The sequence below is a fragment of the uncultured Roseobacter sp. genome, from assembly GCF_947493125.1.
GTDB lineage: Bacteria > Pseudomonadota > Alphaproteobacteria > Rhodobacterales > Rhodobacteraceae > Roseobacter.
In genome coordinates this window covers 18,207-42,487 of sequence record NZ_CANLQB010000014.1, presented here as the reverse complement: position 1 = coordinate 42,487, position 24,281 = coordinate 18,207, and the positions used below count along the sequence as shown (strand labels likewise).

General features: G+C 58.8%; 27 protein-coding genes and 2 pseudogenes. 20 read left to right on the top strand and 9 right to left on the bottom strand.

Going from position 1 to position 24,281, the window contains the following annotated elements; genetic code table 11:
* Window positions 1-61: 61 nt before the first annotated feature.
* From Q1A71_RS22050 to Q1A71_RS22040, 3 genes are all read left to right on the top strand, one after another.
* On the top strand, window positions 62-274 hold the full coding sequence (locus tag Q1A71_RS22050) for a DUF2945 domain-containing protein (RefSeq protein WP_299681970.1): 213 nt from the start codon (window positions 62-64) through the stop codon (window positions 272-274).
* Between the two features lie 2 nt (window positions 275-276).
* Window positions 277-1,233, top strand: a complete 957-nt coding sequence (locus Q1A71_RS22045) for a DNA topoisomerase IB (RefSeq protein WP_366140330.1) — start codon at window positions 277-279, stop codon at window positions 1,231-1,233.
* 142 nt (window positions 1,234-1,375) lie between these two features.
* Complete coding sequence (locus Q1A71_RS22040) at window positions 1,376-1,762, top strand: DUF202 domain-containing protein (RefSeq protein ID WP_299681968.1); 387 nt, start codon at window positions 1,376-1,378, stop codon at window positions 1,760-1,762.
* A gap of 380 nt (window positions 1,763-2,142) precedes the next feature.
* On the opposite strand, the gene Q1A71_RS22035 is transcribed toward Q1A71_RS22040, so the two are convergent.
* On the bottom strand, window positions 2,143-2,322 hold the full coding sequence (locus Q1A71_RS22035) for a hypothetical protein (protein WP_299681967.1): 180 nt from the start codon (window positions 2,320-2,322) through the stop codon (window positions 2,143-2,145).
* A gap of 163 nt (window positions 2,323-2,485) precedes the next feature.
* Between Q1A71_RS22035 and Q1A71_RS22030 the strand changes: the two genes are divergently transcribed.
* The 3 genes from Q1A71_RS22030 (at window position 2,486) to htpX (ending at window position 5,892) form a co-directional block, all read left to right on the top strand.
* Window positions 2,486-2,770 carry a hypothetical protein gene (locus Q1A71_RS22030; protein WP_299681964.1) on the top strand — a complete coding sequence of 95 codons (285 nt, stop codon included), beginning with the start codon at window positions 2,486-2,488 and terminating at the stop codon, window positions 2,768-2,770.
* A 148-nt stretch (window positions 2,771-2,918) separates the two neighbouring features.
* Window positions 2,919-4,175 (top strand): DUF2254 domain-containing protein, encoded by a 1,257-nt coding sequence (locus tag Q1A71_RS22025; protein ID WP_299681961.1) that lies wholly within the window; start codon window positions 2,919-2,921, stop codon window positions 4,173-4,175.
* 790 nt (window positions 4,176-4,965) lie between these two features.
* Window positions 4,966-5,892 (top strand): zinc metalloprotease HtpX, encoded by a 927-nt coding sequence (gene htpX, locus Q1A71_RS22020; protein WP_299681958.1) that lies wholly within the window; start codon window positions 4,966-4,968, stop codon window positions 5,890-5,892.
* A 158-nt stretch (window positions 5,893-6,050) separates the two neighbouring features.
* Here the strand turns inward: htpX and Q1A71_RS22015 are convergent.
* Together Q1A71_RS22015 and Q1A71_RS22010 are read right to left on the bottom strand one after the other, a co-directional pair.
* Window positions 6,051-6,314: pseudogene (locus Q1A71_RS22015) on the bottom strand (transposase); the annotation flags it as partial.
* 382 nt (window positions 6,315-6,696) lie between these two features.
* On the bottom strand, window positions 6,697-6,891 hold the full coding sequence (locus Q1A71_RS22010) for a hypothetical protein (RefSeq protein ID WP_299681954.1): 195 nt from the start codon (window positions 6,889-6,891) through the stop codon (window positions 6,697-6,699).
* Window positions 6,892-7,206: 315 nt separating this feature from the next.
* On the opposite strand from Q1A71_RS22010, the gene phnC reads away from it, so the two are divergent.
* From phnC to Q1A71_RS21985, 5 genes are all read left to right on the top strand, one after another.
* On the top strand, window positions 7,207-8,022 hold the full coding sequence (phnC, locus tag Q1A71_RS22005; protein WP_299681951.1) for a phosphonate ABC transporter ATP-binding protein: 816 nt from the start codon (window positions 7,207-7,209) through the stop codon (window positions 8,020-8,022).
* A gap of 58 nt (window positions 8,023-8,080) precedes the next feature.
* Entirely contained in the window at window positions 8,081-8,992 is a 912-nt protein-coding gene (gene phnD / locus Q1A71_RS22000) for a phosphonate ABC transporter substrate-binding protein (protein WP_299681948.1), read from the top strand.
* 62 nt (window positions 8,993-9,054) lie between these two features.
* Window positions 9,055-9,930, top strand: coding sequence for a phosphonate ABC transporter, permease protein PhnE (phnE, locus tag Q1A71_RS21995; protein WP_299681945.1), 876 nt, complete (start codon window positions 9,055-9,057; stop codon window positions 9,928-9,930).
* A complete protein-coding gene (gene phnE / locus Q1A71_RS21990; RefSeq protein ID WP_299681942.1) occupies window positions 9,927-11,240 on the top strand; it encodes a phosphonate ABC transporter, permease protein PhnE in 1,314 nt (437 codons plus the stop codon). Before phnE (Q1A71_RS21995) ends, phnE (Q1A71_RS21990) begins: the two co-directional genes overlap by 4 nt.
* Window positions 11,240-11,857, top strand: coding sequence for a DapH/DapD/GlmU-related protein (locus Q1A71_RS21985; protein ID WP_299681939.1), 618 nt, complete (start codon window positions 11,240-11,242; stop codon window positions 11,855-11,857). Before phnE (Q1A71_RS21990) ends, Q1A71_RS21985 begins: the two co-directional genes overlap by 1 nt.
* On the opposite strand, the gene phnF is transcribed toward Q1A71_RS21985, so the two are convergent.
* The gene (phnF, locus tag Q1A71_RS21980; RefSeq protein ID WP_299681937.1) at window positions 11,854-12,573 is read right to left on the bottom strand and encodes a phosphonate metabolism transcriptional regulator PhnF; all 720 of its coding nucleotides are present in this window, start codon (window positions 12,571-12,573) and stop codon (window positions 11,854-11,856) included. The genes Q1A71_RS21985 and phnF overlap by 4 nt on opposite strands.
* An 81-nt stretch (window positions 12,574-12,654) precedes the next feature.
* Here phnF and phnG point away from each other — a divergent pair, with 81 nt between their 5' ends.
* Genes phnG through phnN form a run of 8 tightly spaced genes read left to right on the top strand, consistent with a single transcriptional unit; the run spans window position 12,655 to window position 18,202 of the window.
* Window positions 12,655-13,110, top strand: coding sequence for a phosphonate C-P lyase system protein PhnG (gene phnG / locus Q1A71_RS21975; protein WP_299681935.1), 456 nt, complete (start codon window positions 12,655-12,657; stop codon window positions 13,108-13,110).
* Window positions 13,110-13,673: a phosphonate C-P lyase system protein PhnH gene (gene phnH, locus Q1A71_RS21970; protein ID WP_299681933.1), complete on the top strand. Its 564-nt coding sequence runs from the start codon at window positions 13,110-13,112 to the stop codon at window positions 13,671-13,673. Before phnG ends, phnH begins: the two co-directional genes overlap by 1 nt.
* Entirely contained in the window at window positions 13,674-14,762 is a 1,089-nt protein-coding gene (locus Q1A71_RS21965; protein WP_299681930.1) for a carbon-phosphorus lyase complex subunit PhnI, read from the top strand.
* Window positions 14,759-15,352 carry an HAD family phosphatase gene (locus tag Q1A71_RS21960; RefSeq protein WP_299681927.1) on the top strand — a complete coding sequence of 198 codons (594 nt, stop codon included), beginning with the start codon at window positions 14,759-14,761 and terminating at the stop codon, window positions 15,350-15,352. Before Q1A71_RS21965 ends, Q1A71_RS21960 begins: the two co-directional genes overlap by 4 nt.
* On the top strand, window positions 15,349-16,206 hold the full coding sequence (locus Q1A71_RS21955) for an alpha-D-ribose 1-methylphosphonate 5-phosphate C-P-lyase PhnJ (RefSeq protein WP_299681924.1): 858 nt from the start codon (window positions 15,349-15,351) through the stop codon (window positions 16,204-16,206). Before Q1A71_RS21960 ends, Q1A71_RS21955 begins: the two co-directional genes overlap by 4 nt.
* Entirely contained in the window at window positions 16,203-16,973 is a 771-nt protein-coding gene (phnK, locus tag Q1A71_RS21950) for a phosphonate C-P lyase system protein PhnK (RefSeq protein WP_299681922.1), read from the top strand. Before Q1A71_RS21955 ends, phnK begins: the two co-directional genes overlap by 4 nt.
* 3 nt (window positions 16,974-16,976) lie before the next feature.
* Window positions 16,977-17,660 carry a phosphonate C-P lyase system protein PhnL gene (gene phnL / locus Q1A71_RS21945; protein ID WP_299681919.1) on the top strand — a complete coding sequence of 228 codons (684 nt, stop codon included), beginning with the start codon at window positions 16,977-16,979 and terminating at the stop codon, window positions 17,658-17,660.
* Complete coding sequence (gene phnN / locus Q1A71_RS21940; RefSeq protein ID WP_299681916.1) at window positions 17,657-18,202, top strand: phosphonate metabolism protein/1,5-bisphosphokinase (PRPP-forming) PhnN; 546 nt, start codon at window positions 17,657-17,659, stop codon at window positions 18,200-18,202. The genes phnL and phnN overlap by 4 nt, the downstream gene beginning before the upstream one ends.
* On the opposite strand, the gene Q1A71_RS21935 is transcribed toward phnN, so the two are convergent.
* Window positions 18,184-18,585: a hypothetical protein gene (locus Q1A71_RS21935; protein WP_299681913.1), complete on the bottom strand. Its 402-nt coding sequence runs from the start codon at window positions 18,583-18,585 to the stop codon at window positions 18,184-18,186. The genes phnN and Q1A71_RS21935 overlap by 19 nt on opposite strands.
* A 49-nt stretch (window positions 18,586-18,634) precedes the next feature.
* On the opposite strand from Q1A71_RS21935, the gene Q1A71_RS21930 reads away from it, so the two are divergent.
* The gene (locus tag Q1A71_RS21930) at window positions 18,635-19,777 is read left to right on the top strand and encodes an alpha-D-ribose 1-methylphosphonate 5-triphosphate diphosphatase (protein ID WP_299681911.1); all 1,143 of its coding nucleotides are present in this window, start codon (window positions 18,635-18,637) and stop codon (window positions 19,775-19,777) included.
* Window positions 19,778-20,420: 643 nt separating this feature from the next.
* Here the strand turns inward: Q1A71_RS21930 and Q1A71_RS21925 are convergent.
* From Q1A71_RS21925 to Q1A71_RS21910, 4 genes and pseudogenes are all read right to left on the bottom strand, one after another.
* Window positions 20,421-21,431 (bottom strand): annotated as a pseudogene (locus tag Q1A71_RS21925) (IS110 family transposase).
* A gap of 192 nt (window positions 21,432-21,623) precedes the next feature.
* Window positions 21,624-22,763, bottom strand: a complete 1,140-nt coding sequence (locus Q1A71_RS21920; protein ID WP_299681908.1) for an alpha-hydroxy acid oxidase — start codon at window positions 22,761-22,763, stop codon at window positions 21,624-21,626.
* Complete coding sequence (locus Q1A71_RS21915) at window positions 22,763-23,506, bottom strand: SDR family oxidoreductase (protein ID WP_299681905.1); 744 nt, start codon at window positions 23,504-23,506, stop codon at window positions 22,763-22,765. Before Q1A71_RS21915 ends, Q1A71_RS21920 begins: the two co-directional genes overlap by 1 nt.
* An 8-nt stretch (window positions 23,507-23,514) precedes the next feature.
* Window positions 23,515-24,279, bottom strand: a complete 765-nt coding sequence (locus Q1A71_RS21910; RefSeq protein WP_299681902.1) for an SDR family oxidoreductase — start codon at window positions 24,277-24,279, stop codon at window positions 23,515-23,517.
* Window positions 24,280-24,281 lie beyond the last annotated feature (2 nt).

The following is a 24,281-nucleotide window of genomic DNA, read 5'->3' as shown; positions in this document are numbered from 1 at the left end:
TCCGTTCTGCCCATTCGGAGAGACCGTATTTCAACATCAAAACATCGAAAGGAGATATCAGGTGTCAATCACAGCAGGCGATAAGGTAGAGTGGAACTGGGGCAATGGGACCGCGACTGGGACCGTGGATAAAACCTATACCCGCTCGGTGACCCGAAACATCAAGGGCACCGAGGTGACGCGTAATGGGTCGGACGACGACAAGGCGCTCTACATCAAACAGGACGACGGCGATGCCGTGCTCAAGCTCGCCTCCGAGGTGACCAAGGCCTGACCGTGACGGGTATCGTTTACTACCCTGATGACCAGCCGGGCATTTCCCGCAGGCGGTGGGGGCGCGGTTTCCGATACCTCGCCCCGGACGGGACATCCATCGAGGATGCATGTGAGCGCAAACGGCTGGCCGCTTTGGCGGTGCCGCCGGCCTACGAGGACGTGTGGATGTGCCCGCTTCCCAACGGGCATTTGCTGGCCACCGGGCGCGATGCGAAGAATCGCAAACAATACCGCTATCACCCGGACTGGGCGGCGGAACGGGCCAAGACCAAGTTCGACTTGTTGCCGGAGTTTGGTCGGTTGCTGCCGCGCATCCGTCGCCGGGTTCGGCGTGATCTGGGAGAAGACGCGGGAGACAAAACCTTTGCCTTGGCCAGCGCCGTTGCATTGATTGATCGAGCCGCGCTGCGGGCCGGAAATGATGAGTATGCGCGCGAAAACGGCAGCTACGGCGCCCTGACGCTCAAGCAGCGGCACATCACGCTCAGCGGCACACGCATTCAGCTCAACTATACCGCCAAGGGTGGCAAGCGTGTCCGGAAACAAATGGCCGATAGAACGTTGGCGCGCACCCTGAACAAAATCGGCGACCTGCCCGGCGCCACGCTTCTCAGCTGGATTGATGATGACGGCGTGCCGCAGACGCTGAGTTCGCAGGCGCTGAACCAGTACATCGCTTCGATTTGCGATCATGAAGAGATCACAGCAAAGACGTTTCGGACCTGGGCGGGCACACTGGCGGCGTTTGAAGTTGCCCAAGCCGGCCCAGCAACGATCAAGGAAATGTCGGAAGCTGCGGCAAAGCGGCTGCACAACACGGCCACGATTGCGCGCAACAGCTACATCCATCCCGAAGTCATCGCGCTGGCGAACAGCGATCGCGCCCTGCCCGCTCCGGTCGATATCGCAGATCTGCGCGTGAGCGAACAAAAACTGCTCGCCTGCCTCGACAGGTGATGTGCTCCCGAAGATGAGGCGGCATCGTTGAGGCGGTGAAGCTGTAAAGCCCGAGTGCACATTAACGCCGAAGCGTTTAGTCCGGGGCGCGCCACCAAAAACCTACCGCTGCCGTACGCAGTGGCAGCACAAGGAGACACCCGTGCCTAAATCAGATTTGCCGAAAGATCCGGATTCCAACGATCTGGCGAATGCGCGAACCGCCTGGGCTGAGGACCGTACGGTTCTTGCCAACGAACGGACATTCGCGGGCTGGATGCGGACCGGAATGGCCTGTGTTGCCCTCGCCCTTGGCCTGCGAGCCGTCTTCAATGACACAGAGTATCCCCTGCTGGCCAAGGCAATTGCCGAGCTCTTTATCCTCTCCGGGATCCTTATCTTCTGGGCTGCCGCGATCAACTGCCGCAAAACACAGACACGCATGTCAGAGCACGATGTCGAGACGCAGTCGTACAAGCGGATGACGCTGCTTGCCACAGTTCTGACCTTTGCCGCAGCGAGCACAGGCGTCATTCTCTGGTTTCTTTAAAGCCTTGAAGCAATCAACGAGCGGGTTCGATATGAGGCGCCGCGACGCTCTTTCGCGAGGCATCTGTTGAAGCGCGACCACCTATCCAAGGCAAACCTTGCCCTTGGGATAGCACACTCGTGGGCTCGATTGGGTCGCCAGAAGAAAGACGCGCGTGAGCGACTCCAATCAGACGGAAAATATGATGACAATGATCATGACAGGTCCGAAACCGGCGAGCTCCCCCGTGACACCCCTCGACAGACTTGCCGTTCCAAATGCAGAACAGGCTGCAAAGACAGGATGATAAAGCTGCTGTCATAGGTCGGAGACAAGAGACAAAAGAAAGAGCCCGGTCAGCAGTATGAGAAACTATAGAGCGGTCAGTGCGAGCACCTTCATCAGCTCCGCCATCCCCAGACCGTTCCGAAGACGTTCAGCCGCTCCTGCCTCCTGAAGACGTTCAGCGTCGCAAAAGCCAGAACAATGACTGTCATCACCGTGATAACACCAGCCGTCGATGACGGCCCGCCGCCAACAAGCATCAGTGCCAGAGTCATAATCTTCGTGTTGTCGGTCATTCCCGCATAGTCGAGGGTATGGAAGCCAGCGGCACGTGGCGTGATCGGCTGAAACCGGCTAGCCTAGATCCGCGCACCCGTGCTGTCCAATCCTGCCAGCGTTGCGGGGTTACGCCATTCCAGAAGCGCAAACAGAACCCATGCCACAAGGATCAAGGCCAACGTGCCAGACAACATGAGCTTGCAGTCTAACGTGATCTTCGGCCAGCGCCGCTGCCTCTCGATGTCTGCGAGAACCGCGAAGCGCAAACCGCTGAGGATGAACATCAGCGCGATCGTAGATGTTGACGATTGGATCCGCGAAATGCTGGCTCAAGCTGTCCGGAAAAAGCGAAAAGGTGACGCGCCACCGCCTAGCCGCAGCCAGGCTGCAGAAATCAATATGCTGATACCGAGCGCGTTTGGCACAGCGTTGCGACGAGCAGTCTCCTTGCACTGGCTATCTTGACTGTGACTGGGCCATAACTAAGCACATCATTGGGTCAAGGAAGACTGCGCCTATTGGCGACGGAGGGACACGCCCCATATGTCCCAGTTGCGGGTGGAATCATCCTGAGGGACCTACGTATATTCGTTGAATAGGTGAAACAGGCTGCATGACCCGGTTGAAATGGTTCTTCGTCGTTTTTCTGCGCTACTATCGCAATTTGGGCTTGCGGGTCGCACTTTACGCAACACTGGCGCTTGCTGTCGCTTTCATCAGCCCGTTGGCCGTCGCCAGGGTCAATGACTGGATCCCGCTGGAACTGGATTTTCAATCCGTTATGCCGGTGCTGACGATTCTGGCGTCGTCAATGCTGGCTGTTTCAACCTTCTCTTTGAACATCATGGTTTCGGCGCACCGCGCGGCTTCTGCTGCGACCACGCCGAGAGTTCATAGACTTTTGCTTGAAGACACGACCACCCAATCCGTTTTGGCAACATTCATCGGCGCATTTGTCTATTCACTGACATCCATCATCCTCTATCGGTCCAATTTCTACGCAGAAGAGGCAGCATCTTTGATCATGGGTGTCACCATTCTTGTGGCCGCCCTGGTTGTGGTATCGCTACTGCGATGGATTGATCTGCTGAAAGATCTCGGCAGTGTTGACGAAAGCATTCGCTTGGCGCGCAGTCGAGCTGCAACGGTTCTAGAAAACTTTGCCCGCGAACCGAATTTTGGCGCCACGCCGCTTACCAAGTCAGTGGTTTCCCCAACAACAACGCGGAAATTGCTGGCGCCGACCTCCGGCATTTTGCAGCTTGTCGATATTGACCGCCTAAGCCGTTGTTTGCCTTCGACCGCAGCAGTCTACGTGCTCACGAGGCCCGGGAGACATCTGGTAGAGGGAGAACTTCTGGCAGAGGTCGCGGGAGCAATAGACGACAACGTCGCACACGAGGTATCAAACGCCTTTGTCATCGGTCAGCATCGCACTCATGAGCAGGACACGGAGTACGGGCTCGTAGTCCTGGCTGAAATTGCCTCCCGAGCACTGTCTCCAGGCATCAATGATCCAGGAACGGCCATGCAAACCGTTTCCGCGCTGAAAGAGGTCTTGTGGGCGTATGTGCGCCGAGCGCCGGACGAGCAGGTCACAATTGCCGATCGTGTCTTCGTACAGTTCCCCGATGAGAAAGAGCTTCTGCAAGCCGCCTTTGCAGCAATTGCGCGCGACGGGGCTGCAATCGTCGAGGTTGCTCAAGCCCTGCGCTTAGCATTGAGCACGCTTGCCGATAGTGGCAACGCTCATCTCGCAACTGCGGCTGAAGAGCTCGCCGATCTCTCACTTGCTTACTCGAAACAGGCGGGACTGCTTGAGCAGGAGATCGAAAAACTGGAGAGTATTCGCGTGGTCGCCGAGCGCTGACATACAGCATCTCCGAGCGACGACAGCAAACTCGGCCGGTCTCGGATAACCGGCTTCGCCGACAAATGCTGGCATCAGGGTGGACCAAGCAACTATCAGGTGGCAGCCGAAATGCCGCGATTGCAACCTACATCGTCGCCTCGTGATTCATCGCGGTGCCAAAAGATGTCCGCACCCGTCCTTCCGACGCCCTATCGGACCAGCCGGTTCGGTTCGGCAAACACGCATTTCTGGTCAAACAGCCAGAACATCGTCTCGGCTGGATAAGACAGATAAGACACTTGAGTTTCAGTTGGCCCTTTTGAACGGAGGCATATTCACCGCGGAAGACGGCGCAACAGCGATGTGGCAGTCATGTCGTGCGTTCTATTTCAAAGCCACTGATCAAGGACGCTAGGCAGAAGCCGTTATCTGTCGTCAATTCTTCGACAAGAGTGGCGAAATGATGGCGAATAGTTGTCGGCCTCTGGCTGACGCATGGTGCAGTCGCATTCTAACATGGTCCGGATTTTCCAAGACGGTCCTCACACTAAATCCGGCACACTTCGTCGATGGTCGCCTCGGTTTGAACCCGCCGAGACGTGAAGGCAAGGGGCTCACTCGTCATTCGTGTCTTCAGCGCAAGCACATGCTTCTGTCATCCGAAATGTATGCAATGGCTGTAGATTTTGTCCGAACACTTGCGGTGCCAGAGCACCGAAAAGCAGCAGCCTTGAAGACATGTGATTGATCGCCTTCAAGAGCCACCCATATTTATCGGCAATGGTGAGGCAACATCCGGAAGAAAAAGATGGGGTATCTGAAAACGACAGTACTGATGGCGGCAATGACGGCTTTGTTTATGGGCGTCGGCTACCTGCTCGCCGGATTAGGAGGTGCGATGGCCGCGCTCGCAGCAGCAGCGGCCGTGAACGCTTATGCGTGGTGGAATTCAGATCGAATGATCCTGCGTATGCATAATGCACAGCTGGTTCCGCCTGGTGACCGACTGGGCCTGCATGCCCTGACCGCGGAGCTTTCCCGCAACGCGGGCTTGCCAGAGCCCAAGGTCTACTTGATCGATACACCACAGCCGAATGCTTTTGCCACGGGCCGAAACCCAGCCAACGCCGCTGTGGCGGTCACCTCAGGCCTCATGCGCAGCCTCAGTCGCGAGGAATTGGCCGGGGTGATCGCGCATGAGTTGGCCCACATTCGCAACCACGACACGGCAATCATGACTGTGACTGCCACCTTCGCGGGGGCAATCTCAATACTGGCCAATTTCGCGCTCTTCTTCGGTGGTTCGCGAGAGCGGTTGGGGTTGATCGGCACGTTGCTCATGATGTTCCTCGCCCCGCTTGCGGCGGCCCTCGTGCAGATGGCGATCAGCCGAACGAGAGAATACGCCGCCGATAAAGCTGGCGCTGAAATCTGTGGCGAACCGTTGTGGTTGGCGTCAGCACTGGAGAAGATCGCTGTCGGAGCGGCCCGGATTGACAATCACGCTGCCGAACGCAATCCGGCAACGGCACATATGTTCATTGTTAATCCGTTGCACATCCACAAACATGACCATCTCTTCGCTACGCACCCCTCAACTGAAAACCGGATCGCCGCCCTGCGGGACATGGCAGTGCGGTCAAGGGGCGTCGCGCCTCGTTCTGGCCAACGATCAGCTGTCAACAATCGACTTTCGAGCACCCACGCGACCAAACGAAGTGGACCGTGGTCTTGAGCGATTTTCGTCGAACGCCAATTCGGCAGGTGATGGCGAACTGGCGTCATAGAAAGTGCAAACAGGTCATTTTGTTGGTCCGGCGGCACTAGGTGGAAACTGGTGATGCTCACCATCTTTGTGGCTCCTAAAGTCCAAAGAGACAGCAACTCCCCGATATCCAGTGAAAGATCTGCAACCAGACGCTTCAGCCGGGTGCTCTCCTCATCGAGCATCTTCAGACGCGTCGCCCTTGTGGTCGAACCAATGGCGCAACAATGGCAACTCTCGGATGACATCATGCCTCCGTACTTCTTTCGCCAATTGGAGAACGTCGCCTCGACGGTCCCGGCCTCCCTGCAGACCTCTGCAACCGATGTCCCATCCTCAGCTTGATTCAGTACAAACGCGATTTGCGCTTCTGTGAACTTGCTTCTCTTTATGGAATCCTACTTCTCCCGCCTGCGGTACAATAAGTGGAAAATTCCAGCTCAGAACGGTCCAGTTTTCGGGCAGCAGGTCACACGAGAAGAGCCTTAGATACCTGCTTCAATCGCATAAGCCAGCGTCTCAGAAGCAGCCTTGGGGTCCTGACTAAACGTGTTCATAGAGCTCACAACCGCCTATATCATTTCGCCAGATGCAGCGGCTTGATCAGTCACTTCTCGGGAACGAAAATCAGCAATTCGCTTTTCATCTCTTGAACCGTTGGGTCATCAATCATCAAACTTGGACCTAAAGCAAACAGCTGGGCAGCTATGCGTCCAACGGAGCACTGTCCCCACGCCCCTGCCTTCCGGCCGATCATTTGGAAGAAGTCGCTGCTTAGGCAGGGCCTGCCAAGCTGGCTTCCCAGTGTTCGCCCATAGCGACAATGCAAGACGTTCCGTTTGCGTAGTTCTGAACAATCACCCATTCGCCGTTTCTGCGGGTGACCCAAATCTCCAGCATGGTCTCCGGATCGCGCAGGCCCGTGCCCTGACGCTCGGCGCCCATGACTTCCGTCAACGTAGCGGTCATGCGTGCACTGTCATCGCAGCTGATATCCGACATCTTGGCGTAAACAAAAGCCGGCAGTGTCATACAAAGGGCGAGCGCGGGCAAGAAACGGATCAACATAAGACCAAACTAAACCTGCCAGAAGAAAATTGTAACAATTTCATGACGGCCTGTGGATAGAATTCTCATGACGGATGCAGTCGCGATGCGACCCACATTTTTACTACGAAGTGACGGATGTCAAAATTTCTTTGCATAAACGCAAAGAAACTGAATCAAAAGTGTCACGCGCCTGTCGCTTGCTGCCGTTAGCCGCTCCCTAAACACGGGGGCGATATGCTAAAGATCGACGCACTGACGAAGCGCTTCGGGGACAAGACGGCTGTGAATGCCGCCAACATCACCGTCGACAAACCAACCATGATAGGAATTATCGGGCGATCAGGTGCCGGGAAATCCACACTTTTACGCATGGTCAATCGTCTGAGCGATGCCACAGAAGGTGCGATCACCTTCGGTGGCCAAGAGATCACATCGCTACGCGGAGCGGCAAAGCGTGACTGGCAGTCTCGCTGTGCGATGATCTTCCAGCAGTTCAACCTCGTCCCCCGCATGGACGTCGTCTCGAACGTCCTTCACGGAACTCTGAACAAGCAGTCCACCGTCGCGACAATGTTCAACCTTTACCCGCAATCAGACATCCACAAAGCGATCGAAATCCTCAACCGCCTTGGTATCGCTGAACAAGCCCCCAAGCGGGCAGAGGCGCTCTCTGGCGGACAGCAGCAACGCGTGGCGATTGCACGGGCGCTGATGCAGGACCCCAAGATCATCCTCGCGGATGAGCCTATCGCCTCGCTTGATCCGATGAACGCGCAGGTGGTGATGCAGGCGCTGCGTACCATCCACGAGGAAGACGGGCGTATGGTGATCGCCAACCTGCACACGCTCGACACTGCGCGGCGGTATTGCGATCGCGTGATCGGAATGCGGGACGGGCGGATCGTCTTCGACGGCACTCCTGCTCAGCTCACAACAGGCGTGGCGCGCGACATCTACGGCGCGGGCGCCGACTTCTCTGAGGCCGCGACTTCTACCGAAATCGAAACACTGGACAGGCCGGAGGTCCGCGAAGCGGAAGCCTACGTCTGAGCCAGCTGCCACCCGCGCCTTTCGCGGGCCATCTTCATCACATCTAACGGAGACAACGATGAAAAAGACCCTTGCACTGGCGCTTGCCGCCACAACCCTTCTCAGCACGGGCGCGATTGCCCAGGACATCACTGAATTCCGCATCGGCATTCTGGGCGGAGAGAATGCGCAGGATCGCATGAACTCCTACCAGTGTCTGGCCGACTACACCACAGAGGCGCTTGGCGTTGAAACGAAACTCTTTGCCCCCGCCGACTATAACGGTGTGATCCAGGGTCTGCTTGGCGGAACCATCGACATGGCATGGCTGGGCGCGTCCGCTTATGCCGCGACTTACCTGCAGGACCCCGAAGCGGTTGAGCCCGTGCTGATCAAGGTGAACGTGGACGGGTCCATCGGCTATCACTCGATCGGTTTTGCCCGCAAGGACAGCGGCGTCACCTCGCTGGATGACATGGAAGGCAAGGTGTTCGGCTTTGGCGACCCGAACTCGACCTCGGGCTATCTGATCCCGTCGATCGAGATCCCACAATACAAAGACGGTATCACGATGGAGTCCGGCGTGTACTTTGGCGAAGTGAAGTTCACCGGTGGCCATGAGCAAACCATCGTTGCCGTTGCGAATGGCGACATCGACGGTGGCGTGACCTGGGCTGATGGCCAAGGCAACTGGGAAGACGGCTACAACTCGGGCGCGCTGCGCAAGGCTGTCGACGCAGGTCTGGTCGACATGAACGATATGGTCCAGATCTGGAAATCGAATGTCATTCCTGAAGGTCCCGTGGTACTGCGCAAGGCACTTCCCGCCGACGTGCGGGAAACCATGACCGCGCTGGTTGATGGCCTGCACGAGCGTGACCCCGACTGCGCCTATGGCGTGGCCGCGGGTGATACGCTCGGTTTCCAGCCCGTGGCCCATGACACCTACATTTCCATCGTCGAAGCCCGCAAAGCCAAGATCGGCGGCTAAGGCATTTCATGACGTCTCCGGCAGCCCTTTCGGGGGCTGCCGGTTTTTCTTTGGGGAGCAGCATGGCAGAGATATCACTTGGCGGTGCGCCGCAAAGCGTGGACAGCATTCAGTCCAGCTACATGGCTCAGGTGCAAAGGCGCAGGCTCTACAGTGGGCTGACGCTCCTGATTTTTGTCGTACTGATGGCGTCGGGTTTCACTGTTGCCGATGACCGAAACGCCGGTGGCTTCTGGGAAGGATTGCACCAGATTGGCGACTACCCGGCCGATGTATTGTCAGAAGCCTGGGAGAAACGCGCTGATTTGCCAGGACTGATTGCCAAGTATTTCCCCGCCCTAGTGGAAACCATCAACATTGCCGCCGTCTCGACCCTGATCGGCGCAGTTGGGGGGCTGTTCCTGTCCCTTCTCGGCACGCGCGGTCTGGCCAAATGGCCCCGGTTCATAACGGTCTTCCGCCGTATCTCGGATATCATGCGCGCCGTGCCGGAGATCGTTATTGCTCTGGTACTGATCTTCGTTCTCGGCGGCGGACCGGTCCCCGCGATGATCGCCATCGCCATCCATACCGCAGGCGCATTGGGCAAGATGTTCTCTGAAGTCGCCGAAAATGCCGATCTGAAACCTGTCGAGGGCTTGGCCTCCACTGGGGCAACGTGGTCGCAAAAGATGCTGTTGGGGGTGCTGCCGCAGGTGGCGCCGAACTACATCAGCTATGCCCTTTTGCGGTTCGAGATCAACATCCGCGCCTCGGCGATCCTTGGCTTTGTCGGTGCTGGCGGGCTTGGCTATGAGCTTCGAAATGCCATGGCCTGGGGACCCGGACGCTTTGACGAGGCGGCCGCGATCTTCATCCTGCTGTTCGGAACGATTGTGGTCTTCGATCAGGTGTCCAGTCGCTACCGCAATCGTCTGACAGGGGGGCACGCACAATGACTGCTGTTGATCTTGATACAACCAAGCTGGACGCAGACGCCCTCTTTCGCCGCAAGCGCCTGATCGGCTTCGGCATCCCGGCCGTCATCTTTGCCTATCTTGTCTATATCTTTTTTGCTTTCGACATCTCCGGCCTCGCGGGTCGTGCGAATTGGGACAATGCGGTCACGCTCGCCTCTGACAGCTGGTCGCACAAGGTGCACGTAACACGCGACAATCGCTCAGGCGAGGTCAGCTATACCGTGGAGGGCGAGCGCAAGGGCACCTACCCAGACGGCCAGCGCCCGGATTGGGTAACAGGCGACGAGGTGATCACCATCGACCTTGGCGCGGGCCACATCGTCCGCTATCTGCCCGACAACCGGACCGAAATTGACATACCCGGCTATCCCTTGATCGAGGTGCAGGCCCAGGGCCGCAGCCTGGCCAGCAGTCTTCCCGACGATCTGCCTGATTGGATTTCAGCCTCGAACCGCCGTATCGGCATAACCACTCCAGAAGGTCGCATTACCCTGACCGGTGCGCGGACCGAAGTGTTCAACTACTTCCCAGGATGGGAACTGTTCTGGTTCACCCTCGACAGCCCCTATCACGGGCAGGGACTGGGCACGATCCTGTTCGGTGAACAGTTGGATCCCGCCCGTGGCAATATCGAAGGCGCTATCTCGGACTGGTGGAACAATGCCATGTGGCGGCACAAAGATGTCGCCTGGGCCATTGGGGAGACCATCTTGATGGCGTTCCTTGGTACAATGGGGGCGGCGATCATCGCCTTGCCACTGGCGTTTCTGGCGGCGAGGAAGTTCACGCCTATCACACTGTTGCGCGCTACGACACGCCGCTTGTTCGACTTTGTTCGCGGCGTCGATGCCCTTATCTGGACGGTTGTGCTGGCACGTGCCTTTGGGCCAGGCCCGCTGACCGGCGCTTTGGCGATCCTGATCACCGACACCGGCACATTTGGCAAGATCTTCTCGGAAGCGCTGGAAAATGTCGATCAGAAGCAGATCGAAGGGGTTGCCTCCACCGGCGCGAAGCCCTTGCAACGCTATCGGTTCGGCGTGATCCCTCAGGTGGTCCCCGTTCTGCTGGCCCAGATCCTCTACTTTCTTGAATCCAACACCCGGTCGGCCACCATCATCGGAGCCATCACAGGTGGCGGGATCGGGCTGATGCTGACGCAGGCGATCCAGACCCAGAAGGATTGGGAAGAAGTGGCTTACTACATCGTTCTGATCGTTGCCATGGTCATGTTCATGGACTGGATTTCAGGCTGGCTGCGCGGCAAGCTGATCGGACGCAAAGACTGATGGCACGGCTTTCAGAAAAGGCTCCGTTCCTGCATCCGGAGTGCGAGATCACCGACAGCACCTTTGGGGCGTTCGTGGAGATCGGCAAAGGCAGCCGCGTGGCAAACGCGCAGTTCGGCGACTACAGTTATTGCGACCGCTATGCCGATATCGCAAACGCCCGGATCGGCAAGTTCGCCAATATAGCGGCGTTTTCGCGGATTGGGGCGACCGACCATCCCCTCCACACAGCGACCTGCCATCATTTTCTGTATCGTTCGGACGACTACTGGGATGATGCCGGGCGAGACACGGCCTTCTTCAACCATCGCAGATCGCGTACGGCCCAAATCGGCCATGACACCTGGATCGGTGCGGGCGCGATGATCAAGCCCGAGGTCACCTTGGGCCATGGCGCCGTGGTTGCAGCAGGCGCAGTGGTGACGAAGGACGTCGATCCTTATACCATTGTAGCTGGCATGCCGGCGAAACCATTGCGTTCGCGGCAACCGCGCAAGATTGCGGACCGCTTGATCGTTCTGGCGTGGTGGGACTGGTCGCATGACGACATTCGGCAGGCACTGGATGATTTTCGTTCACTCAGGGCCGAACAGTTTCTCGAGAAGTACGAGACCTAACCTTCAAGTGTCAGCGTTACCCGGTCGCCCGCAAACCATGTCCTCCCGTATTCGACCGGCTGTCCGGTGCCGTCCACATTCACGCCAGTGGACTTCAGAAGCGGGTCTCCTTCGGACAGTTGGAGGTGAAGGGCTTGCGTGGCCGAGGCCCGCACCGCAGTCAGGCGTGTCGAGGCACGGGTGTAGTCTGATATCCCCACGCATCGCAGTGCTTCGGTTACGCTGGTCGTTTTACTCAAGGCCTCGCGGATTCCTGCAAGGCGACCCTCCGGGAACAGGCTTTCAAAAACGGCGATCGGCTGTCCGTCTGACAGGGACAGGCCATGATAGGTACAAATCGGATCCCCCGGCGCGATATAAAGCGCCTTTGCCTCACCTGTCGTTGCCGACCGCTCTTCCACCTGCAAGGCACGCTTGTCTGGCCGCCGACCTGCAGCGATCAGGTTTTCATGAAAGCGGACACGCGGGCCGATGGGATAATCCGTGGGCGTCGCGGCCACAAAAGCCCCCGCGCCGCGCCGCGTGCGCACCAGCCCGTCTTTAACCAAGGCAGACAGGCCATGGCGCACCGTATGGCGGTTGACGCCAAACCGGTCGGCCAAGGCCGCTTCGGTGGGCAGCTTGTCACCGGGAACATAGCGGCCTTCTGCCAGATCGCTTCTCAGCGCATCTGCAATGGCCTGCCAGATCGGGGTTTTGCCGGAGGTGTTACGCAAATTTCACAAAACTCCTCTGTCGTCGCGGGATGAATCTGATAACATAAGTATAGTTGTATAGTATTAGGAAAAGTTGTCGAGATGAAAGACACTTTCGACGAAAATAACGCTCGCAAAGCTTGGATGAGCCTGCTCGCAAAAGCGCTCGAAGGCCGGGTTGCCACTTTGCTTGATGCAACGATGGCACGCCCGGGCTTTGATTGGCTTCGCGCACCGGAGATTGGCAGCGCCATGGTGCGTGGCCGTGCAGGCGGAACCGGAGCCCCATTCAACCTGGGTGAAATGACCGTGACACGCTGCGCGTTGACGCTCGAAAGTGGCGAAGTGGGTCACGCGTATATACAGGGTCGGCGCAAGGCAGATGCTGAAGCTGCCGCGCTGGTAGATGCCTTGATGCAAGGACAATCAGCAGAACAGGTTCGCAGCGGGGTTCTGGAACCTCTGGAAGCCGAACGCGCGAGCCAAACATCAAAGCGCGCCTCCAAGGCTGCGGCCACCAAGGTCGAGTTCTTCACAATGATGCGGGGAGAGGATTGATGCAGGCTGAAACCCTGTCCGGCGGCTTTGCCGATCCGGCGCTGCAATCCACCCACGCCTTTCGCAGCGTGATGGAAGCGATGGCACGTCCCGGAACAGTGCAAGACATCAGCGGCGCTGCACCGCCTGCACCCCTGTCCAAAGCGGCCGGCTGCGTGCTGCTGACACTGTGCGACGCCGATACACCGGTCTACCTTGCGGGCGATGCTGATTGTGACGCCGTGCGCTCCTGGCTGGCGTTTCACACCGGAGCGCCTCTGGCAGGTCCGTCTCACTGCGCCTTTGCTGTGGGCCCATGGGAGGATTTGATGCCCCTGAGTGCCTACCCGATTGGGACGCCTGAGTACCCCGACCGCTCTGCCACGCTGATTGTCGACTGTCCGGCGCTGACCGCCTCGGGCGCGGTGCTGCGCGGACCCGGTATCAAGTCACAAGCCGCGCTGTCCTTGCCTGAGATCGGGGCCTTCCAGAACAATCGCGCGCTTTTCCCGCTGGGGCTGGACTTCATATTGACCTGCGACGACCGCGTCGCGGCGTTGCCACGCAGCACGGAGGTGTCCTGAATGTACGTGGCTGTCAAAGGGGGCGAGCGCGCCATTGAAAGCGCCCATGCCTGGCTTGCCGAAGAGCGCCGGGGGGACACGGACATTGCCGAACTCAGCATCGCGCAAATTCGGGAGCAAATGAAGCTCGCCGTGGATCGTGTGATGGCCGAAGGCTCGCTCTATGATCCCGACCTCGCGGCTCTTGCGATCAAACAATCCCGTGGCGATCTGATCGAGGCGATCTTTCTGATCCGTGCCTATCGCACCACGCTGCCTCGGTTCGGGGCATCTAAACCTGTGGAGACCGGCGCGATGGCCTGTGACCGCCGTATCTCGGCGACGTTCAAGGATCTGCCCGGCGGACAGGTTCTGGGGCCGACCTTTGACTACACCCACCGATTGCTCGATTTCAAACTCGCCGCTGACGGCGAGGTTCCTGAGGCCCCCACGCGCGAAACCGTTCCCGGCGACGTTCCGCATGTGACCGACTTCCTGAACCGTGAGGGCCTGATCGAAGAGGCCCCGCAGGATGATACGCCGCCTCCCGACCTGACACGCGAACCGCTTGAGATGCCCGCCGACCGCGCGCTGCGCCTTCAGGCGCTGACCCGCGCGGATGAAGGCTTTACCCTTGGTCTCGCCTATTCCACTCAGCGCGGCTATGCGCGCAATCATGCCTTTGTGGGCGAGCTTCGGATCGGCGCGGTCGCGGTGGAAATGGATATTCCCGAGCTTGGCTTCGCGATCGAGATTGGCGAGATGACGCTGACTGAATGCGAGACCGTCAACCAATTCAAGGGATCTAAGACCGAGCCGCCGCAATTCACGCGCGGCTATGGATTGGTGTTTGGTCAAAGCGAACGCAAGGCGATTTCCATGGCCTTGGTCGATCGTGCGCTCCGCTGGGAAGAGCTTGGCGAAGACAACGTGGGCGCGCCCGCGCAGGACACCGAATTCGTCCTTTATCATGCGGACAACATTCAGGCGACGGGCTTCCTCGAACACATCAAGCTGCCCCACTACGTCGATTTCCAGTCCGAGTTGGAACTCGTGCGCAAACTGCGCCGCGAGGCCGGGGCGGATCAGGTCCCGGAGGCCGCGGAATGAAGCACGTTGTCTTCGATATCGGAGCGGTTCTGGTCGATTGGCAACCTGAACTGGCCTGGGCTGATGAACTTGGATTAGATGGCGCGCGAGCCTTCATCGACCGTATCGGCTTCGACAAAATCAACCTGGCCTGCGATGCGGGTGTGAGCTTCGCAAAGGCGAGTGAGGCGATCGCAGACCCAGAGGATGCCGCGCGCTTGCGTCGCTATGTGAGCCTTTATCATCTGACAGTGCCCGACAAGATCAGAGGCACATGGGATTGTCTCTTCGACATGAAAGACCGTGGCGTTGCAATACATGCGATAACCAACTGGTCCGCGGAAACATGGCCGGAAGGGGTCAAGGTCCATCCTGAACTCGGCGAGGTGTTTGAAACAACGGTCGTGTCTGGTCAGGTGCACATGATCAAGCCAAGCCTAGCGATCTACCAACTGCTCTGTAAGCGGGCGGACATCTCGGCGGACCAGTGCATCTTTATCGACGATGGCCCGCATAACTGCATCGGCGCGGAGGCCGCTGGCATGGACGCCATCCACTTCACCGGCCCGGAGGCGCTCAGGGCCAAACTTGAGGCCAAGGAGGTTCTATGACCGACCAAGCCTACAACTTTGCCTATCTGGACGAACAGACCAAGCGAATGATCCGGCGTGCGATCCTCAAGGGCCTCGCCATACCCGGCTATCAGGTGCCCTTTGCCTCGCGCGAGATGCCGATGCCTTACGGATGGGGCACCGGCGGCGTGCAGGTTTCGGCTGCTGTTCTGACACCTGATGACACGTTCAAGGTCATCGACCAAGGGGCGGATGATACGACAAACGCCGTCTCGATCCGCTCTTTCTTCGAGCGCACCGCCGGTGTCGAGACCACGACTAAAACATCTGAAGCGAGCGTCATCCAGACCCGTCACCGCATTCCCGAAGAGCCGCTGACTGAGGAACAGATCCTGGTATATCAGGTCCCGATCCCAGAGCCTCTTCGGTTTCTGGAACCCCGCGAAAGCGAGACGCGCAAGATGCATAGTCTGGAGGAATACGGGCTGGTGCATGTGAAGCTCTACGAAGACATCAGCCGCCACGGCCATATCGCGACCTCTTATGCCTATCCGGTCAAGGTCGAAGCTCGCTATGTCATGGACCCGTCGCCGATCCCCAAATTCGACAACCCGAAACTGGGCGACATGGCGGCGATCCAGCTGTTCGGCGCGGGACGCGAACAGCGGATTTATGCGCTGCCGCCCTACACCCAAGTGGTCAGCCTCGATTTCGAGGACCACCCGTTCGAGGCCAGCAAGGCCGATCATCCATGCGGGCTGTGCAACGCGACCGAGAGCTATCTCGACGAGGTCATCATCGACGATCAGGGCGGGCGGATGTTCGTCTGCTCTGACACCGACTATTGCGCTGCGCGGCAAGCTGCGGGCCATAAGGGAAAGGATGCGGCATGAGGCCTTTGTTGTCCGTGCAGGGCGTGACAAAACACTACGGCGCGCATATCGGCTGCGCCGATGTGTCCTTTGACCTTTATCCCGGTGAAGTCATGGGCATCGTCGGCGAAAGCGGATCCGGCAAATCGACCCTGCTGAATTGCATGGCCGGGCACCTTGCGCCCGATGCAGGACAGGTGGTGTTCGATACCCGCGCGGAAGGGCCGAAACACACGGTCACCATGTCGGAACCCGAGCGTAGGATGCTGAGCCGCACCGACTGGGCTTTTGTTCACCAACACGCCCGAGACGGGCTGCGCATGGGCGTCAGCGCGGGCGGCAATGTGGGCGAACGACTGATGGCCGTGGGTGCACGACACTACGGCAATATCCGGGACAAGGCCACCGATTGGCTGGAACGGGTCGAGATCGACGCGGCCCGCGTGGACGACCGCCCGACAACCTTTTCAGGCGGGATGCAGCAGCGTCTTCAGATCGCGCGCAATCTCGTCACTGGTCCGCGTCTGGTCTTCATGGATGAGCCCACTGGCGGTCTTGATGTCTCGGTGCAGGCGCGATTGCTCGATCTGTTACGCGGCCTCGTCCGCGACATGGGGCTTTCGGCCATCATCGTCACGCATGATCTGGCTGTGGTGCGGTTACTGGCCGACCGTTTGATGGTGATGAAGTCCGGCCGCGTGGTCGAGGCGGGCCTCACCGATCAGGTGCTGGACGATCCCCAGCACGCCTACAGCCAGCTTCTTGTCTCTTCCGTTTTGCAGGTGTGAGCGATGATTGAACTAAACGACGTCTCGAAAACCTTCACGCTGCACAATCAGGGCAGCACCGTGATCGAAGTCATCAGCGGCGTATCCTTCTCGGTCGCCCCCGGCGAGTGCGTGGCGCTCACCGGTGCTTCGGGCGCAGGCAAGTCGACGCTGATGCGTATGATCTACGGCAACTACCTGACACAATCTGGCTCCATCCGCATTGGCGATGTAGACATCGTACAGTCCGAGCCGCGTGAGGTCATTGCGTTACGCCGCGAGGTGCTGGGATATGTCAGCCAGTTCCTGCGCGTCGTCCCCCGCGTGCCAACGCTGGATGTTGTCGCTGATCCGCTTCGGGCCTTGGACGTTTCCGCTCAAGAGGCGCAGGCAAGAGCGCAGAGCCTACTGACCCTACTCAACATACCGGAACGGCTCTGGTCCTTGTCCCCCACCACGTTCTCCGGTGGCGAGCAGCAACGTGTCAACATAGCGCGCGGGTTTGCTCATGAATATCCGGCGATGCTCTTGGATGAACCCACTGCAAGCCTGGATGCGACCAACCGCGAAGTCGTGTTGAGCCTGATCGAAGAGTCTAAGGCGCGCGGTGCAGCCATCATCGGGATTTTCCACGACGAGGGCGCGCGCGACCGTGTGTGTGACCACGAAATCGACGTCAGCGCCTTCACACCCGGAATGGCCGCATGACCCCCGGTCGCCTGATCGCAGTTGTCGGCCCCTCTGGCGTCGGCAAAGACAGCGTGATGCGCGGCATAGCCGAAGTGATGCCCAATATGCATCTGGTCCGGCGCGTCATCACACGTGCGCCTGACCTTGGTGGTGAGGACTATGATGCCGTTTCAGTTCCACAGTTTCAGGATATGGCAGCGAACGGCGCCTTTGCCATCCATTGGGACGCGCATGGGCTCTTCTATGGCATCCCCCAAACGGTCAGGTACCAGCTGAACAAAGGCACGGATTGCCTTGCCAACTTCTCACGCAAAGCGCTTCAAGCGGGCGCGGATGCCTTTCCCAACTTTTCAGTTCTGAACATAAAAGCCAAGCCGGAGACTTTGGCCATGCGTCTGGCCGCCCGCGGACGGGAATCTGAGGCCGAGATCGCGCGTCGTCTAGCGAAAGCCAACGAGCCTTTGCCAGACGGACTTAACGTCATCCATCTGTGCAATGATGGACCGCTGGAAAATACTGTCGCCCGCGCCGTCGCTCTGCTTCAGCCAGCGAGAGTGTAGCGATGGATCAGCTCGAAATGCCCGCCCTCCGTTTCAACACACAGCGCGATCTGATCGACAACGAATGGCGTGCGTGCCAGAAACCGGCCAAGCTGCGTCAGTTTCAACCCATCACAATCGGCAGGCGCGGGCGCTTCCGACTGTGCGGACGCAGCCCTTTCACGACCCTCATGCCCCTGAGCATCCTGCGACCGGAGGGCGACGTCAGGGTACCGTGGAAAACCATATTTGCGAGGTGTCATCTTGATGTCACGCAAACCGGAAATGTCGAATTGCGGCACCTCTCGACCGGCCGGAACATCCCAGCCCGGCCAGGTCGCACCGAGATCGGGAAATGGGCCTTCGGGCGGCACATAGTAAATTGCAAAGCGAGCGTATGACATGAATTCCCCTTTTCCTGCGTCAGCTCTGGCAAATGGATGTGACGGCGTCATGTCAGCAGATCTATGCCTTGGAAATGCTCGACTTGTTTTGCCTGACCACGTCGCCCTCGGCGCCGTAACCATAGAAAAGGGCGTTATCACAGGCATCACAGAGGGTGATGGTGTCCCAGATGGCGCGCTGGATTGTGGTGGCGATCTGGTGCTGCCAGGCCTCGTCGAGCTTCATACAGACAATGTAGAACGTCACATCGAGCCCCGCCCCGAAGTGGATTGGCCGCATCTTCCTGCCCTTCTTGCGCATGACGCAGAACTGGCCTCGACCGGGATCACGACCGTGTTCGATGCCATGCGCGTCGGTTCGATCCATTCCGGTAAGGGCCGATACATAGATTACGCCCGCAAACTCGCAGACGAACTGCTCGCAGCGCGCGCCAAAGGCATGTTCAAGATCAGCCACTTTCTCCATCTACGCGCCGAGATTTGTTCAGAAACCTTGCTGGGCGAGCTGGCCGCCTTTGGCCCGGAGGATCGCGTCGGGATCGTCAGCCTGATGGATCACACCCCTGGGCAGAGGCAATTCCGCGACCTGTCTGCGCTGAAGACCTATGTGGCCAAAAAACGCGGGATGAACGATGCCGAGTTTGCAGACCATGTGCAGAACCTGCTGAGCCTTCAAGAGCGTTTTGGAGCCAGACACGAAGCTGGCGCAGTAGCCGAGGCGGGTCGTCTCGGTGCGGTTTTGGCAAGCCACGATGATACGACAGCAGACCATGTCGCAACATCATCCGGGAACGGTGTTGGTTTTGCTGAGTTCCCCACCACCATTGAGGCCGCCGAGGCCTGCCACAGCCACGGTATCGCCGTGATGATGGGTGCGCCAAACCTGATCCGCGGCGGGTCGCACTCGGGCAATGTCGCCGCCGAGGACCTGGCAATACAGGACCTTCTGGATATTGTTTCGTCAGACTACGTTCCCTCCGCTCTTCTCTTGTCTGCATTCCGTCTGGCTCATGTCTGGCATGATCTGCCGCGTGCTGTCGCAACAGTCACGCGAAATCCGGCCTTGGCTGCACGCCTCACTGATCGTGGAGCGCTGATTGCCGGGATGCGAGGCGATGTCCTGCTGGTACGCCAAGTGGGCTCGACGCCACTCCTTCGTGGTGTTTGGAGCCAGGGTCGAAAGGTTGGCTGAGGTCACTATACAGACCGGGATAATTATCTCTTGGTCCGGACCCACGTTGGCTCTTGCAAGCAACCATCGCGTGATTTCTGTTTCCGATGCTCAGAAAAAATCAGCCGGCTCACTCTGATCGAATCGATCCTTGGGAATGTCAAAAACTCTGGTGAATTTTCGGCCTTTGGGTCGGGCCAGATAGCAGCAATCGCAGTTCTACCGACGGGTTCAGTGACGTATTGAGTGTTTGCATGACAAACAGCTTTGCAACAGTCGCGCCGACTTTTTGCGCCTGTGACGTCGCCAGATTTGGCCTGCCGCGCCATCGTTGCTCAACCTAACCCAAGCCATTGAGCTACTTGCAATGAAACACCTGCATAGTAGTTGGTCTGTGTCGCCACTGCGAATGTCTTGTGTGGATGGCTCCTGCATGGCAAGATATTTTTTGAGCTGATATGGGCGTCTGTCAGATGCAGTCGTGTGTCCGGCCTGTTGGCGCAGCGCTCACGGCTGCTGGCCCTGATGGTTTCCGCTAACCAAGTCCCAGACCGCAATACGGACAACGACGTGTCCCTGACATTCGACGGGGTGTCTTGGTTGGCGGGCTGACATTGCTCCATCATCTCAATGGTCTTGCGTCTCTTATGTTCCTTTTGTCGGTTTATGCCGCATAGGGTCGGCAGCGTTCGTTTCGTGTCAGAACGGCCCAGACGATCCGAGCGGTTTTATTGGCCATGGCCACGGTTGCTAACCTTGGAGGCTTTCGCTCCAACAGGGTGATTGCCCATGGGTCAACGCGGTCCGGATTCTCCTTCATGTGTCTCAGGCACACCGTCACGCCCGCCACCAACAGGCGTCTGACGTATCTGTCTCCCATTTTGGATATGCGCCCAAGGCGTTCCTTGCCACCGCTGGATCGGTTGATAGGCGTCAGTCCCAGCCAGGCAGCAAATTCTCGTCCATTGCGGAATTGATGCCCGTCGCCCGCTGTGGCGACGATGGCCGAGGCCTTGACCGGACCGACCCCGGGAATGGTTCGCAACAGCATAACCTGGCGGTCTCTCCGACCTTAAAGCAGGATGCGTTTATCGTACCAGAGGATGCGCAAGTGCAGAGCGACCATCTGGTTGCACAGGTTCGTCAACACATCGATGGCGACATTGGGAATGCTCGGGAGGTCGCCGTCCAGCACCACCTTTGCAAACTTCACGGATCTCCCAATCCCTTGGGCAATCACAATACCAAACTCGCCCAACAGGCCGCGTAACATGTTGCTGAGCTGGGTCCGCTGCCGCACGACCATGTCTCGGGCACGGTGGAGGAATAGGACACCATGCTGTTCCTCGGTTTTGATCGCGACAAATCGCGTCGTAGGACGCGTTACAGCCTCATAGATCGCCTCTGCGTCGATGGCGTCAGACTTTCCACGTTTGACGTAGGCCTTCACATACATTGCTGGCATCAGCCTGACTTCATGGCCCAGCTTCTGGAATTGCCGCGCCCAGTGGTGGCTTGATCCGCAGGCTTCCATACCGACGAGACAGGGCTCAAGCTCTTTGAAGAACGCCAAAAGCTGAGCGCGCCTCAATGATCGATTGAACGCAACCGTCCCATCCTCGGCAACCCCGTGCACTTGAAAGATGTTCTTGGCCAACCTCTCAGCGATTGCGATGCAATCGCCTGCCGGTCAGTGGATCAAGGCAGACTGTTGTAACCCGCATCGGGTGGCTCCTTTCCTAGCAGTGATAGACAACTGCATTATGGCGCATTGCGACGCCGGGGGAGCAGGAGCCATCCACCCCATCCCCTTTGGCGGGCCGCACTGCAGCATCTAGCTCATGGGTTGGACGTCGACTTTGGGCCGTCACTGCACTCTACTGAGATGACAGGGACCCACGTCTTCGAAATTTGGCGCGCCGAGTTGACCCAATGCTCGGATCAGTTCCAGCTGCAAGATCTCAAAGGCGCGTTCGGCGCCGGGTTGCCCTCCCGCGCCAACACCAAAGGCGAATGCGCGGCCGGCAAAAGAAAAGTCTGCACCAAGTGCTTTGGCCCGCAAGATGTCCGCACCGCGACGGATACCGCTGTCGAGGATAAGAATCATGCGCCCCGCGACGGCATCGACGATGGCGGGAAGGGCTTTGATGGTTGGTGGGCCGAATGCGACTTGCCTTCCTCCATGGTTGGACACGACGATGCCGTCACAGCCCAGGTCGGCGCATATCTCGGCGTCTTTTGGATGCAGGATGCCCTTGACCAGAAGTTTGCCCTTCCACCGCGCGCGCAGGCGTTTCAGGTCGTCCCACGTGAAGCTTGGCGTGATCAGGGTCTTTTGGACATCGGCATAGGACGTCGCGCTTTGCAAAAGGGCTGCATAATTGGCGACGTTCGGTGTGCCATGGCGCAAACTCGTCAGTGCCCAACGCGGGTTGAGCATGCACTGCACCACAACATCTGGCGTGAAGCGGAAGGGCACGGATAGCTGGTTGCGGATATCCCGGTCCCTTTTGCCTGCCGCAGGAACATCGGCGGTGACCATGAGCTTGGTGTAGCCTGCCGCCTCGGCCCGTGCGATCAGGCCTTCGGTCAGGTTCGAGTCACTTGAGACGTAAAGCTGGAACCAGCCATTGTCTTCTGCCGCTTCTGCCAATTCTTCGAGTGTGGTGGAGGCGGCAGAACTGGCGACGTAGGGGATGTTCTGCGCCTTGCAGAGCCTGGCCAGCGTCAGGTCGGCATCTGGCCAGAAGGCGTTGAGCATGCCAATCGGTGCCATGCCGAAGGGGGCCGCGAAGGTCTGGCCAAGCAGGGTCGTCTGCGTGTCGATCTCAGACACATCCACCATGTAGCGCGGGGTCAGTTCCACCTCTTCGAAAGCTTCGCAGTTGCGGCGCAGGTTGCGTTCGTTCTCCGCCCCGCCATCGACCAGATCGAAAGCAAAACGCGGGATCCGCTTTTTGGCGCGCAGGCGCAAATCGTCAATGGATGCGGCGCGGTCCAGTCCCATCAGATAGACCACCCGCCGTCGACGGCAAAGGCCTGACCGGTGGTGAAGGCGGACAGATCGCCAGCCAGATAGCAGACCATCTCGGCGATTTCTTCGGGCTGACCGAGCCGCCCCATGGGCTGCCGCTCTTTGAACGCAGCCAGCGCCTTGTCGAAATCGCCGGTTGCGGCGAGGCGATCGTTCAACGACGGGCTTTGCACAGTTCCGGGGCAGATCGCGTTGCAGCGGATGTCGTCCTTAACGAAATCCGCCGCAATCGCCTTGGTCATACCGATGATCGCCGCTTTGGAGGCGCCATAGGCAAAGCGGCGAGGCGCGCCTTTTTCGCTGGAGACGACGGAAGCGATGTTGATGATCGACCCGCCGCCCGTCTCCAGCATGCCGGGCAGAACCGCCTTTGTAATGCGGAACATCGCCTTGGCGTTCAGATCAAAGGACCGGTCCCAGACTGACTCCTCGCAATCAAGGATCGTGCCGTCATGGACCCAGCCTGCGCAATTGAGCAGGATCTGGACCGGTGAGACAGACGCAACCAGCGCCTCCACCGCCTCTGTGTCCAGCACATCGAGCGGGTAGGCGGTGATGTTGACGGAGGTTTCGGCCAAAGCTGCGACCGCCGCACCGTCGATATCCGTGGCAATCACCTGCGCACCGCGTGCGGCCATCGCCTCAGCGCTGGCACGGCCAATGCCATTGGCCGCTGCAGTGACCAGAGCGGTCTTGCCTGTGAGTGTCTGTTCCATGATGTCTCCTACCGGGCGAGCCAGCCGCCATCGACGGTGACGACGCTTCCGTGGCAATAATTCGCGGCCTGAGAGGCCAGGAAAACGGCCGCGCCAGCAATTTCTTCAGGCTCGGCAAATCGACCGGCGGGGATGCGTTCGAGCAGCGCCTTCGAGCGGTCCGGATCGTCGCGCAGCGCTTGCGTGTTGTCAGTGGCGGTATAACCAGGTGCGATGGCGTTGACGTTGATCCCGAGTAGCGCCCATTCATTGCACAGGGCCTTGGTCAATCCGAGAACCGCATGTTTGCTCGCGGTATAGGCAGGTACGCGCAGCCCGCCTTGGCTGCCTAGCACAGAGGACACGATGACAATCTTGCCGGATCCTTGTGCAACCATACGCCTGCCCGCCGCCTGGCTCAGCAGCCAGACCGAGTCGAGGTTGACCGAAAGCACGCGGCGCCAGTCCTCCAGCGCCATGTCGGTGCTGTCTTCGCGGTGGATGATCCCGGCGTTGTTCACCAGAATATCCAATCCACCAAGCGCCTGCGCGGCGAAGGCTATCACGTCCGCCGCCGCAGATTGATCCATGCCGTTGAAATCAGCTTTGACCGCAGCGCCTTCTACGCCCATGGCCTCAATCTTTGCCAATGTCTCATCAGGCGCGTGGCTGCGATAGGTTAGCGCCACATCGGCCCCGGCGGCGGCAAGGCCAAGGGCTATGCACTCGCCAATGCCGGTTGCACCACCGGTGACAAGGGCCTTTTGGCCGGTCAGGTCAAACGGGCTACCCATGC